This is a genomic window from Methylocystis sp., from assembly GCF_051062815.1.
In the GTDB taxonomy this organism is placed as follows: domain Bacteria; phylum Pseudomonadota; class Alphaproteobacteria; order Rhizobiales; family Beijerinckiaceae; genus Methylocystis.
Window position 1 is genome coordinate 1 of the sequence record NZ_JBPFDU010000058.1, and the last position, 12099, is coordinate 12099.

General features: G+C 58.7%; 10 protein-coding genes and 3 pseudogenes. 9 read left to right on the forward strand and 4 right to left on the reverse strand.

All coding sequences use genetic code 11. The features are described 5' to 3' along the window. Positions 1-96 precede the first annotated feature (96 nt). On the reverse strand, positions 97-1191 hold the full coding sequence (locus ACR65W_RS08735; protein WP_434500999.1) for an NnrS family protein: 1095 nt from the start codon (positions 1189-1191) through the stop codon (positions 97-99). Between the two features lie 1678 nt (positions 1192-2869). On the opposite strand from ACR65W_RS08735, the gene ACR65W_RS08740 reads away from it, so the two are divergent. Next, on the forward strand, positions 2870-3784 hold the full coding sequence (locus ACR65W_RS08740) for a LysR family transcriptional regulator (protein WP_232366207.1): 915 nt from the start codon (positions 2870-2872) through the stop codon (positions 3782-3784). Between the two features lie 246 nt (positions 3785-4030). On the opposite strand, the gene amoC is transcribed toward ACR65W_RS08740, so the two are convergent. Further along, positions 4031-4807, reverse strand: a complete 777-nt coding sequence (gene amoC / locus ACR65W_RS08745; RefSeq protein ID WP_175095839.1) for a bacterial ammonia monooxygenase, subunit AmoC — start codon at positions 4805-4807, stop codon at positions 4031-4033. A gap of 502 nt (positions 4808-5309) precedes the next feature. On the opposite strand from amoC, the pseudogene ACR65W_RS08750 reads away from it, so the two are divergent. Beyond that, positions 5310-6229 (forward strand): annotated as a pseudogene (locus ACR65W_RS08750) (IS630 family transposase); the annotation flags it as partial. Here ACR65W_RS08750 and ACR65W_RS08755 read toward each other — a convergent pair. Further along, positions 6206-6355, reverse strand: a pseudogene (locus ACR65W_RS08755) (phage integrase N-terminal SAM-like domain-containing protein); the annotation flags it as partial. The pseudogenes ACR65W_RS08750 and ACR65W_RS08755 overlap by 24 nt on opposite strands. 188 nt (positions 6356-6543) lie before the next feature. Further along, a complete protein-coding gene (locus ACR65W_RS08760; protein WP_175095831.1) occupies positions 6544-6810 on the reverse strand; it encodes a TfoX/Sxy family DNA transformation protein in 267 nt (88 codons plus the stop codon). Between the two features lie 84 nt (positions 6811-6894). On the opposite strand from ACR65W_RS08760, the gene ACR65W_RS08765 reads away from it, so the two are divergent. The 7 genes and pseudogenes from ACR65W_RS08765 to ACR65W_RS08795 form a co-directional block, all read left to right on the forward strand. Then, positions 6895-7503 (forward strand): TetR/AcrR family transcriptional regulator, encoded by a 609-nt coding sequence (locus tag ACR65W_RS08765; protein WP_175095830.1) that lies wholly within the window; start codon positions 6895-6897, stop codon positions 7501-7503. Next, on the forward strand, positions 7500-7889 hold the full coding sequence (locus tag ACR65W_RS08770) for a TetR family transcriptional regulator C-terminal domain-containing protein (RefSeq protein WP_175095829.1): 390 nt from the start codon (positions 7500-7502) through the stop codon (positions 7887-7889). The genes ACR65W_RS08765 and ACR65W_RS08770 overlap by 4 nt, the downstream gene beginning before the upstream one ends. Continuing rightward, positions 7886-9079 carry an efflux RND transporter periplasmic adaptor subunit gene (locus ACR65W_RS08775; protein WP_332310792.1) on the forward strand — a complete coding sequence of 398 codons (1194 nt, stop codon included), beginning with the start codon at positions 7886-7888 and terminating at the stop codon, positions 9077-9079. Before ACR65W_RS08770 ends, ACR65W_RS08775 begins: the two co-directional genes overlap by 4 nt. Then, positions 9076-10278, forward strand: a complete 1203-nt coding sequence (locus ACR65W_RS08780) for an ABC transporter permease (RefSeq protein WP_175095828.1) — start codon at positions 9076-9078, stop codon at positions 10276-10278. Before ACR65W_RS08775 ends, ACR65W_RS08780 begins: the two co-directional genes overlap by 4 nt. A 1-nt stretch (position 10279) precedes the next feature. After that, the gene (locus ACR65W_RS08785) at positions 10280-10990 is read left to right on the forward strand and encodes an ABC transporter ATP-binding protein (protein ID WP_175095827.1); all 711 of its coding nucleotides are present in this window, start codon (positions 10280-10282) and stop codon (positions 10988-10990) included. Between the two features lie 14 nt (positions 10991-11004). Further along, positions 11005-11253: a hypothetical protein gene (locus tag ACR65W_RS08790; RefSeq protein ID WP_175095826.1), complete on the forward strand. Its 249-nt coding sequence runs from the start codon at positions 11005-11007 to the stop codon at positions 11251-11253. A 429-nt stretch (positions 11254-11682) separates the two neighbouring features. After that, positions 11683-12099 (forward strand): annotated as a pseudogene (locus tag ACR65W_RS08795) (hypothetical protein); the annotation flags it as partial.

Sequence of the window (12099 nt, forward strand, 5' to 3'; positions counted from 1 at the left end):
ATTTATAGCATCGCACGCAAGCATAGCCCGCTTGGCATGTTTGCCCTCGGGTGAGAAACGTCGGCAAGCTTGGTCGACCTTTCCGGGAACTGGCCTTTAGGCGGTTTGATGCAAGCGCCTCGTCGTCACCATCCCGAAATAAAGCACCACGAAGAGGCCGTACGCCAGGCTCCACATCCCGCCGGCGACCGCGAGGGCTGTGAAGTAGTGCTCGCCCGTGAAAGGCGTGCCGATGCGCAGGATGGCCGCCAATGTTATGGCGACGTAGATCGCGGCCGTCCACTGATCTGCGACAAGCGGGCGCCCGGTGTGGCCGCGCGTTGCGCGGGTCATCACCGCGAGCGTCATTGTTCCGATGGCGCCCACGGTGAGCGCATGTAGAGGCGCTGCAGGAGCGGTGACCCCCAATAGTTCGTTGCCGCCCATGAGCAGGAAGCCCAACGGAACCCAGCCATAGCCCAGATGCAGCACGAAAAGCATCGGTTCCGCCCGCGTGCTGACGCCGCGCCAGCGGATAAGACGTAGAAAGAACGCCGCGCCGGCGATAATGAGCGGAGCCGCGGTAAGTCCGGCGTCGGGAAACGCGACCCAGGCGACGAGCGCCACGAGCGTCGCCGCGAGCGCGAAACGATCGAGCGCGCCGAAAGGCGCTGGCTCGACTCCAGCTGGCGAATTCTTGACCAGCCAGTTGCGGGTGAAGCTCGGCGTGATGCGCCCGCCGATGAGGGCGATGAGCATAACGAGGGTGGCGACGCCGACGCGAGCCCCGATGGCGCCCGTTGCGGCAAGGTCCATCGCTTGGAGATGCGTAAGCAGATTCCCGGTGAAGAGAAGCGCGAGAGCCGCAACCATGGGCAAGTTGCGCCAGTTCCGCCCAGTGGCGATCTCGCGCGCGACAACGAAAATAAAGACCGCCGGAAAAGCGAGGTCGAGCGCCGCGGAGACAAGCGCAGGCGCGCTATTCGAAGCCAGCACGGCGATGCGGCCGAGGAGCCAGAGGGCGGCGAGGCCGGCGAGCGGGACGCCTTGCAGGGGCATCCGACCAGTCCAGTTTGGAATCGCCGTCAGCAGAAAGCCCGCGACGACTGCGCCGCCAAAACCGAAGGCCATTTCATGCGCGTGCCAGATAGAAGGCGGGAAGCGTGTTGGCAGTTCGGCCGCCGCCTCCAGATAGGCGATGGAAAGCGGCATTCGTCGCCGAGCCGCTCGCCCTTCACCGCTGGTTCATCAACGGGCTAAGTCCGATCCTGAAGGAACCTTTATTTTGATCGAACGGATGCATCGCATCCTGCTTGTCGGGAGCCTGATCACAATTCTCGGCGCCGTCGCGGGAAGTCATGGGGGATTGCAGCCTTGATCAGTGCGAGGTGCTTCGAGCGTTCCGTGACTCTTTTTTTAAGTGTCTTACTGGTCCCGCCGAAAGCGTCGAGCGCCTCGCAGAAATCTGACTGAGCCTGCGTCGAGAGGACGTTTTTCCGGTTACATGGCGGCGCCATGCATTCGTTTCTGTTGCGGTGCGATTTTTTTGTGCCGGCTGATGGCGTGCGATGGCTCGTCGACGCCTATCTTGTTGCAACTTGGAAGACACCAAGCCCCATCCGCGTGGTTGCAACGTATTTCTTGTCTGGCGCGCCCGTGGTGTTGTCCAAGGAGTCTGCGGCGTAAGCAATTGTGGCGCCGACCGCCGTCCCTGCCGCTTTCCAGCCTATGAAGATGAAGCGTCGCTACCTCGCCCCCCGACGGCGCGATCACCTGCGCCACGCCGATCATGGTGGCCGTCGAGCTAGGCGCACGTCGACTTGTCGTGCTGCCGACCAGTCACGCCTGCATGCAGGTTTGTGAGCTCGTGCTGGATCACTTGGGGAAAATCCGTCGCAAGATTGCGGATTTAAAGCGGTTCAAGCGGGCGATGGAGGAAACCGCGGCGCAGTGTAGCGGAGAGCGAACGCCCGATCAGGAAGAGGCAAGCCTTTTTGCGCGCACCGCGCCCGCACTTGCTCGATCAGATATGTCATGGTCGCGCGCTCGGGCTTCAGATAAATTTTGTGGATCGTCGCAGCGATGAGCTTCTCTCGCTTGGCGTCCAACACGAGCGTATCTTTTCGTCGCCCAAGCGCGCGCGGTTCGACCGACGATACCGTGCCCTTGGCTCGATAGGCCGTCATCAAACGGTACATCGTTGATCGGCTGACACCCAATTCCTACGCGATTTCATCGACGGCGCCGATCGAGAGTCGCTTGTCATTGTGCCGCTTCAACAGGCTCCGGATAGCTTCCTCGCGCCGACAGCCTTCTTCCCGGCGCCGAGAAGCCTCGTCATCTTCGGGAAAGTCGTCTTCGCCGCATGATGGCTTCGACTAAATTATTGATTTTCCTGAAAGCGCATTGTCAGGCCAAGATGGCTCCCGACAGTCATGGATGAGACCGAGATCGGCCTCGGACGTCAGTTCAGGCCGCTCGACATACGCGACTGTGGTTGAGTGCAAATTCCCAGCTTCGTCAATGCGCTCGAGCTTCAACGTCCATTTCATCGAGAACCCCTCCGGCAGGAATTCTTTGAATAATATTCATCTTCTCTTGATCGACCCCCAACTTCTTTCCGGTCTCAGCCAAGATGGCTCTCGACACTTGGACCCTGCATCAACTCGCCTACTGTCATTGGACCCTAGTTTTATTCGTTCCGCGGCACTCCCAATCGTTGGCCGAACCGGTTTAATGACGCCGCTGGCTGCTGGTCGGTCGCCCGCTTCTTCTCGGCCTCCGAAGGTGGACCACACCAAGGCCCCAAGCGGAAACTTGCCCCTTCACGAGCCAAAACAGAAGGCTGGGTGCTTCACTGGCGATTTGGCCGTGCGCGCGAATGAGCGAAATGCGAAACTTCGATCTCAATCTGTTGATCGCCTTCAAACATCTCCTGGAAGAACGGAGCGTGTCCCGCTCCGCCGAGAAAATGTTCATTAGTCAATCAGCGATGAGCCATGTTCTACAAAGGCTGAGGCAGCAGCTCGACGACCCCGTGCTCATCAAGACGCCGAGAGGAATGCGCCCGACGCAACGGGCCCTGGCCTTGTTCGATCCAATCTGCGCGGTGCTGAAGAGCGTTGAGAATATCGTTCAGCCGCCGGAAGAATTCTCTCCTGACTCGAGCGAGCGCCGGTTTGTAATCGCTACGAGCGACTATTTCGAATTCACGTTGCTGCACCGCCTTTGTGAGACGCTCAACAAAAACGCGGGCAATGTTGAGCTTCACATCAAACAGCTTGGTGGCGCCTCGGCGGAGGCATGCATCGAGGAAGAAGAAATCGATCTCATCATCGCCTTGAATGTCGTAAGCGATTCAACTTCCTATCTGCGGCGCGAAACACTTTTTCATGAACGATTAACGACGATGGTGAGGCGGGACCATCCGGATTTTTCGCAAACCGACATAACCCTAGATCAATTTCTATCAAGCCGCCACCTCTTGATTTCTCATCGAGAGGATGGAACCGGGCTCGTCGACGACTGGCTTGAGCAGCATGGCAAGAAGCGAAAAATATCTGTCATTCTTCCCAACTTCCTGTCCGCCCCCTCAATTATCGCTCGTACGGATCTCGTTCTAACGGCGCCACGACGCGTCGGAGAACATTTCGCGCGGCTTGCGCCGGTGAAGATGATGCCGCCCCCAATCGAATTTTCCGAGTGTGCCGCGACGATGGCTTGGCACCCGTTGAAAGATAAAGACCCAGCCCATAGTTGGCTGAGACAGCAGATCCTCGACGCGGTTAGCATGTTGGAGAATTAGAACCTCGATGATTCTGCTGATTAGCGCACACGCGTGCAGGGCTTGTTACAAGAACATTGGTCCAGCTACCGCCGAATTAAGAGTCACAAGGACCTCGTTGGTTCAGCACTGGCGCCTTTCTGCTGAAAATTGCGCCTCCCGCCAATGAAGACGGAAGGCGCCAAGTGAAGCTCAACGATTGTAGGGAGTTATTCTGCGGCGCTGCGGGCTCCTGGGAAAAAGCCCGCGCTCCGTTTGTTCAAGCGCTCAGTCTCCGACGAGGAGATCGACGCCTTCCTTGCCGATCAGGCGCTGAATGTTGATCAGCAGCTGAAGCACGACGCCGAACACGCCAAGCGCCATCCAGCCGAAGAACACGAAGCCCCAATGCAGCGGTGCAACGAACAGCTCTTCCATGAACCAGAACGTGTGGCCCCACTCATTCAGGCCGACGTTCGGGATGATCATGAACGGGCCAACCGCCACGATCAGATACGCAAGGGAGTAGCCCTTCGCAAAATACGGAAGACGCGTCCTCGCATAGAAGAACGCTCCGACCGCGATCACCGAGTAAATCGGGTAGCTCATGTAGAACTCGATGATGTGCGACGGCGTGAAGTCCGTGTCGCGAATCACCGTCATGTGCCAAGTGCCGTCCTGCTCGGTGAAGAACGACGCACCCCAGTAAATGGCGGCCGCGTAAACCACCAGCCACTGAATGTCCACCACGATCCGACGCAGCTCTTCCCGTGGGGTCACCTTCGAAAAGTCGCGCGTGCGCGTCTTCCAAAGAAAACCCGCAAGGCCAATGCCGGAGATCAGCTCAAGCGGAATCTCTGTCCAAAGGATCGACATCCAATATGTCTGGAACTCCGGAGCGAACGAATCAAGGCCAGCGCGCCAGCCATAAACCTGCTCGTAAATACGAACGACCAGATAGAACCCGTTCAGAACAGCCAAGCCGATCCACATGCCCTTGAGATCGACGATACTCTCCTCCGCGGCGACGCCGGCGCTACCGGCTCTTTCTGTTGTTATGCTCATGCGTAACCCTCCGATTTCCGGCAATCGCGCCGAATCCGCGAAAGTTTGTCACGATGCCGTCAGAAACTCGTATGACGTGTTGTACGACTGGTAAAATGAAACTTTTTCATTGCGCTATTCAAAAGATTCAATGGAGAGGCCAATTGTCGTTTCGCGTTTGGATCCAGTCGACATTTTGCTGGCCTTTGAAACTGGCCCTTCCCAGTAAACCTTATGCAGTTCCCGTCTCGGGGCAGCGGGGATGAATTCGTTGGGGTGCGAACCCGCGAATTGGTTCGCTTGGAGGGCCGACGGCTGACGCAAGGGTAAGGTTCGAAGGATAGCGACCAGCAGACGTTACAACTCTTCGTCCGCTTTCAAGCGAGTCAGCGCCTTTGATCAAGCCGTCTCGCGAGTCGCGTATCGCCGGCCATCGCTTCAGTTTGCGCGAGCTAGTGGATAAAATCTGACGATTGAGTCCTTGAGGGATTCCTCTCGGTTTCTGCGCGTGCGAGTCTGCGCGATGTGCACGGGAATCTCCATCACGTTGTCGTCGGTCGATCGGAAGCGGCTTCAGACCATCATTAAGGACCGGAACGCGGCTCAAAAGCATGTCTGGCGGGCCGGGATCGTTCTGCTTTCCGCCGACGGCGTCGGCACGAACGAGATCATGCGCCAGACTGGCACGTCGAAGACCTGCGTCTGGCGCTGGCAGGAGCGGTTCATGGAGGAAGGCGTTGACGGCCTTCTTCGCGACAAGACCCGCCCGTCTCGCGTTCGACCGCTCGGGCAGGACGTCGCCGAACGGATCGTCGCCTTGACGCAGCAAGAGCCGCCTTGCGAAGCGACGCATTGGATCGGCGCGATGATGGCGAAAGCCGTCGGCGTTTCCGTCAGCTCGGTTCAGCGCATCTGGCGCGCGCACGGGCTTCAGCCACACCGCCTGCGCCTGTTCAAGCTCTCCAACGATCCGGACTTCGTCGCCAAATTGCGCGATGTCGTCGGGCTCTATGTCGATCCGCCGGCGCACGCCATCGTGCTCAGCGTCGACGAGAAGAGCCAGATACAAGCGCTTGATCGCACCCAGCCCGGTCTGCCGATGAAGAAGGGCCGCGCCGGAACCCTGACGCATGACTACAAAAGGAACGGAACGACCACGCTGTTCGCCGCGCTCAACGTGCTCGACGGCAAAGTGATTGGCCGCAACATGCAGCGTCACCGCCATCAGGAATTTATCCGCTTCCTCAACGCCATCGAGGCGGAGGTTCCCGCCGGCAAGCTCGTGCATGTGATCCTCGACAATTACGCCGCTCACAAGCACCCCAAGGTGCGCCAATGGCTCCAGCGCCACGAACGCTTCACCTTCCACTTCACGCCGACATGTGCTCCTGGCTCAACGCTGTCGAAGGCTTTTTCGCCATCCTCAAGCCCCAGACGATCCGGGGAGCTGCCAAAATAGCGGCTGAACTTCGAAACGGCGTTGAGGTAGGATCGCTGGGTCGCCGGCGAGAGATTGCGGACGGTCATGTCCTCGAGCATGCGACGGCGCAGAGGGCTCATCTCGGCCATCTGGAAACCTCCTGTTTGAGAGTGGGCTGCAACACCCAAATCCTCTCAGACAGGAGGCCAATCACCAGACATCGCCGCACCCGCCGCGATCAGCGGCTTCGTTCAATCCCCTCCGAGTCAGCGTAATTGCAAAACGCTCTAGCGGTTGGGACGAGGTCCAACTGCATCGTGGATGAGGGGCCGAACGGCTACGGCCGACGGGCCGCTTTGCGCAGATCGTCCCTTACTACCGGCTCGAGGGAACGCCATTCGCAGCCGCGTAGCGCTGCCTCCATTGCATAGAGCGCCATGAGCGTGACATGCCGCCCGAAGCGGAATTTGAGCCGATGATAAGCCTCGACCGCGCTCGGCCGCAGCAGCACATCTTCGCTGCCGATACTGCCGGCGACGCAGAGGCCGGTTGTGTAACGCGGATGATTCAGCAGCGAGGCTGCACGCAACGGCAGGAGCGCCATAGGTGACCCTATTCGCGTAGTCCCCCTTGAAAAAAATCGCACCGCTGATAGATAGTAATTGATCACTATCTTTTGGAGGTGCCCATGATCTCGCGATCGGCCTACCTTTCCGCAGAGGAGCGACGTGAGGTGACGGTTGAGACCGTCATCGACTTGGCGGCGGAGCAAAATCCTACAGACATCACGACTGGCGCGATCGCCAAGCGAATGGGTGTGACCCAAGGCGCCTTGTTCAGGCACTTCCCTTCCAAGGACGCTATTCTTCAGGCCGTCATGGAATGGGTATCAGAGCGCTTGCTCGCACGGATCGACAAGGCGACTTCCGCTGCGGTCTCTCCGCTTGACGCGCTGGAGGCTGCGTTCACTGCGCATATCGAGTTCATCTCGGAGCATCCCGGCGTGCCCCGGATGCTGTTTGGAGAGCTGCAACGCGCCGAGCAGACTGTAGCCAAGCGCATGGCGCACACCTTGATCCAGCGTTATGGCGAGCGCCTCGGACGGCTCGTTGCGGAGGGCAAGGAGCGTGGCGAGTTGGCTGCCACACTGGATGACAAGGCCGCCGTCACACTCTTCATCGGTACGATCCAGGGCCTTGTCATGCAATCCCTCATCGCCGGTGACGTCAAGCGCATCCGCGCCAGCGCGCCAGGAGCGTTCGCGCTGTATCGACGCGCTGTCGAGGCGGCGAGATGACTCATCCGCATTTCTCGGCCGTCACATCTCCGCTTCGATCCCTCGAAGCTATGTTTGTGGCTGATATTGCCTATCTCGCGGATCATCCGAACATTCAACGCATGTTGCTGGGTGCGCTCGGCAGGACGAACAGTTCCGCACTCAGACTGATGATCGAGGCAGTTATCCAACGGTACGAACAGCGGCTCTCCAGCATAATCGAAGAGGCGCAGCAGTGCGGCGAAATACGAACCACGATCGACAAAAGGATCGCTGCCCGTCTGTTCATAGCGGCTATCCAACATCTGGTGTTTAGAGCGCTGATCGTCGGGGATGTCGACAGCATCCGCGAGGCGGCTCCGGATGCCTTCAAATCATATCGTGCATGCATGGAGGCAAACCAGTGAAACTGCCTTCATTGCAGCGTCGCACATTGATGCTCATAGGCGTTGGAGCCGTGACTGCCGCCTTGTTTGGCTACGTGGTGCTGCGCTCCGGGCCGCTGGCGCCGGTCGCTGTCACGACCGCCGTCGTCGAGGCCCGCTCAATCTCGCCCGCACTATTTGGCATCGGCACGGTTGAAGCTCGTTTCTCTTACAAGATCGGCCCCACCTTCGCAGGCCGCGTCGCCACGATACATGTTGATGTGGGCGATAAGGTACGAGCCGGTCAGGTTCTGGCGGAAATGGACCCAGTGGACCTTAATGCTCGCATCGCAGCGCTCGATGCGGCGATTGGCCGGGCAGAAGCATCTATAAGTACCGCGCAAGCGCAGGTGGACGATGCGCTGGCACGCAAGGATTTCGCGCTTGCTCAGGCGAAACGCTATGAAAAGCTCTGGAAGACCCGCGCCGCCAGCCAGGTCGCGGTGGAAACCAAGCGACAGGACAGCCAAGTGGCTGAGGCTGCTCTCTCGGCCGCTCGGTCGAATTTCCTTGCGTCGCAACAGGATCTCCAACGCAATCGCGCCGACCGCGACGGCCTGATCAAGCAGCGGGAAAATCTGGTTCTGTGTGCGCCGGTCGACGGGGTGATTGCAGCACGCAAGGCCGAACCGGGAACGACCATAGTTGGCGGTCAGGCAGTCATAGAAATGATCGACCCAAAGAATCTCTGGATCAATGCTCGGTTCGATCAAATTGCGGCAACAGGCCTCCGGCAGGACCTGCCTGCCTCGATTGCATTGCGTTCACGCGCCGGCAAAGGCGTACCGGGACGAATCGCGCGCGTGGAAGTCCTCGCTGACGCAGTGACGGAAGAAAATCTGGCCAAGGTGGAGTTCGACACGCTTCCCGAGCCGCGGCCTCCGATCGGAGAGTTGGCCGAAGTATCGGTCGCCCTGCCTGAGCTTGCCGTGTCGCCGGCAATCCCGAACGCTGCGATCCAGAATGTCGGCGGCAAATTGGGCGTCTGGAAAATCGAAGAGGGGAAAATCCGCTTTACGGTCGTCCAACTCGGCGCTGCAGACCTGGAAGGGGTCGTGCAGATCACAAAAGGCCTGACGGTCGGCGATCGGATTGTTGTTTACAGCGCATCCAGATTGGCCAGTACGAGCCGCATTCGTGTAGCCGACAATCCTGCGGAGCTACTCAAATGATCAGCCTCGCTGGACGCGACATTCTGCATTCATGGGGCAAGTTCGTCTTCACGGGGGTCGGGCTTGGTCTGCTCATCGGTGTAACCTTCACCATGGCTGGCGTCTATCGAGGGATGGTCGACGACGGCAAGGTGCTGCTCGACAACAGCGGCGCCGATATGTGGGTCGTCCAGCAGAACACACTCGGCCCATACGCGGAATCCTCAAGCATCAATGATGACATCTATCGCGTGATCCTCGCGATCCCCGGTGTCGAGCGGGTTGCCAACGTCACCTATCTGACGATGCAGGTTCAAAAAGGAAACTCGGACGTCCGGGCGATGGTGGTGGGCATCGCGCCGGGAGATATGGCGACACCCGGCCGGCCGCCGTTTCTTGTCGCGGGGCGGCAGATCACGCGCAGCCACTATGAGGCGGTGGCCGATGTCGCTACGGCGTTTTCCCTTGGGGACACGATCGTTATCCGACGAAACCATTATACAATTGTGGGCCTCACTCGGCGGACGGTATCGTCGGGGGGCGATCCGATGGTCTTCATCCCGCTGAAGGACGCGCAGGAAGCGCAATTCCTCAAGGACAACGACTCCATTGTCCGTCAGCGCCGGCGCACCAGCGAAAATCCGGAGTTTAACCGGCCTTGGGTGCCTGGCTTGCTGGATGCAGTGATCGCCTCGCAAAACAGCAACCCTTACGTGAACGCAGTCCTGGTCCGCGTCAAACCTGGCTATGACCCTGAGCGCATTGCAACTGACATAGCAAGGTGGAAGCGGCTGACGGTTTATACGCGACCCCAGATGGAAGAGATTCTGATTGGAAAACTCATAGCGACATCCGCCAAACAGATCGGCATGTTCCTCGCCATCCTGGCCATCGTCAGCGCCGCCATCGTCGCCTTCATCATCTACACGCTCACGATGGACAAGATACGCGAGATCGCCGTGCTGAAGCTGATCGGCACGCGCAATCGTACCATCGCGTCCATGATCCTGCAGCAGGCGGTCGTGCTCGGGCTGATCGGCTTCGTCGTCGGCAAGATCACGGCGACCTTCGCGGCACCTCTTTTCCCGAAATTCGTCCTTCTTCTTTCCGTCGACACGATGATCGGGCTCATCGCCGTCATCGTCATATGTGCGCTTGCTAGCGTAGTCGCCATCCGCATGGCGCTCAAGGTCGATCCCGCCGAGGCGATCGGAGGCTGAGATGGGCAGCGGAGGAATCCTCATCGAAAAACTCAGGAAGCGGTATGGCAGTGGCGACACCGCCGTCGATGCCTTGAAAGACGTCAATATGCAGGTTGCACCCGGCGAGGTAGTCGGCCTGATCGGCCCGTCGGGATCGGGCAAGAGTACGTTGCTCAAAGCCTTGGGAGCGGTCATCGACCCGAGCGGCGGGCGCATGACCCTCGGCGACGAGGTGATCTATGACAACGGTTGGAAAATTGCCGATCTTCGCGCGTTGCGGCGCGACAAGATCGGCTTCGTCTTTCAGGCGCCTTACCTCATCCCCTTTCTGGACGTCACCGACAATGTTGCTTTGCTGCCGATGCTGGCCGGTGTTCCCAATAATGAATCGCGCCAGCGCGCGCGTGAACTCCTGAAGGCTCTCGACGTCGAGCATCGCGCCGCCGCCATGCCATCGCAACTATCCGGCGGAGAACAACAGCGTGTCGCGATTGCGCGCGGACTGGTAAACCGGCCGCCGGTCATTCTTGCCGACGAGCCGACTGCGCCGCTTGACAGCGTGCGTGCTCTGACCGTGATCCGCATCCTCAACGACATGGCAGTCAAATTTGGAACGGCCATCATCGTCGTCACTCACGACGAGAAGATCATCCCGACCTTCAAGCGCATCTATCACATCAGGGACGGCGTGACGCATGAAGAAGCAGGCGAGGGACGCGGCTTTGACTGACAGCACGACCGAATATGATCACCGCCATCCACCTCTTGCGGCAACTGGAAATCGGAAATCCAGCCGAGCACAACAATGTGCTTGCGAGCTACGCAATCCTGCAAGCAACGGGCCGCCTGTCGGTAAAGCAGCTCGGTCTTCAGGTGGCCAAATACGAGCCGGAAGAACACTACAACGCGGTCAAGGCAACTGAAACGGTCTGCGCTCATCGGAGCGGTAGTGCGCACGGGTTCCTACACATTCTCAGCCTTAGGAGCAGATAAATGGAGAAGCCAGAACGAAATCATCGTGGAAGCATGCAAGAAAGGCGCTTCTTATTACCGATATCATTGCTCGCACTCGTCATGGCAACAGTCGCTTTGATTAACGCGAGCAAGGCGGAAGAGCCGTCCCCAGCCCATAAGATTACAGATGGACGCCCATGGAAGATGACGACAGACGGATGGGCGCGTCGGAACCCTTGTGCTTTTCCAGAACGGCACGGGCAAAATGACGGGCGGACTCATGGACCTGTCCCCGAACTGGCGGCCGACCCCGGATGGACTATGCCTTAAACCCGGGGCACTGCTTCCCGAACGATGCGTGAAACTGGTTCGATCCGGAAACGGGTATGTCGGCCTGAAAGGCGGCAGACAAGCCTTCAAATTGGAACGGTAGTGCACACCTTCCGAAATGAAAAAGGAGGAGAGGTCATGGTGTCTGTCTGGACATCAAATCTAGTAATTAAAGTACTTGCTGGAATAGCGGTCCTGTTCGGAATAGCCACGCTCGTTTCCGGAGGAAGTGCTCTTTTTGAGCTCCATGGAACAGAAAATTCGACGGCACAAATTGTGCCCTTCGTATTGTATTTCAATTTTGCCGCCGGTTTTGCGTATATCGTCACCGGCGCTGGATTGATCCTGAAACGTAGGTGGGCGCCCGTATCTGCGGTGGCAATTGCTGTCGCGACCATCATAGTCTTTCTGGGTCTAGTTTTACTGTGTCATAAAGTTTGCCGCTGGATTTTTCGTTGGCAACACGGACATCGGAACAGCCGTCGCACCAAGGCGCGCGCCAACCTCGTGCGGATGCACGCGATAGATGAGACGACGTGGCGTTCGGGTCTGATC

Bases quoted from the DNA above. Each gene is read 5' to 3' on its own strand.
- ACR65W_RS08785 (WP_175095827.1), top strand. From the start codon at position 10,280: ATGGGCAGCGGAGGAATCCTCATCGAAAAACTCAGGAAGCGGTATGGC.
- ACR65W_RS08760 (WP_175095831.1), bottom strand. From the start codon at position 6,810: ATGGCGCTCCTGCCGTTGCGTGCAGCCTCGCTGCTGAATCATCCGCGT.
- ACR65W_RS08770 (WP_175095829.1), top strand. From the start codon at position 7,500: ATGACTCATCCGCATTTCTCGGCCGTCACATCTCCGCTTCGATCCCTC.
- amoC (WP_175095839.1), bottom strand. From the start codon at position 4,807: ATGAGCATAACAACAGAAAGAGCCGGTAGCGCCGGCGTCGCCGCGGAG.
- ACR65W_RS08780 (WP_175095828.1), top strand. From the start codon at position 9,076: ATGATCAGCCTCGCTGGACGCGACATTCTGCATTCATGGGGCAAGTTC.
- ACR65W_RS08790 (WP_175095826.1), top strand. From the start codon at position 11,005: ATGATCACCGCCATCCACCTCTTGCGGCAACTGGAAATCGGAAATCCA.
- ACR65W_RS08740 (WP_232366207.1), top strand. From the start codon at position 2,870: ATGCGAAACTTCGATCTCAATCTGTTGATCGCCTTCAAACATCTCCTG.
- ACR65W_RS08735 (WP_434500999.1), bottom strand. From the start codon at position 1,191: ATGCCGCTTTCCATCGCCTATCTGGAGGCGGCGGCCGAACTGCCAACA.
- ACR65W_RS08765 (WP_175095830.1), top strand. From the start codon at position 6,895: ATGATCTCGCGATCGGCCTACCTTTCCGCAGAGGAGCGACGTGAGGTG.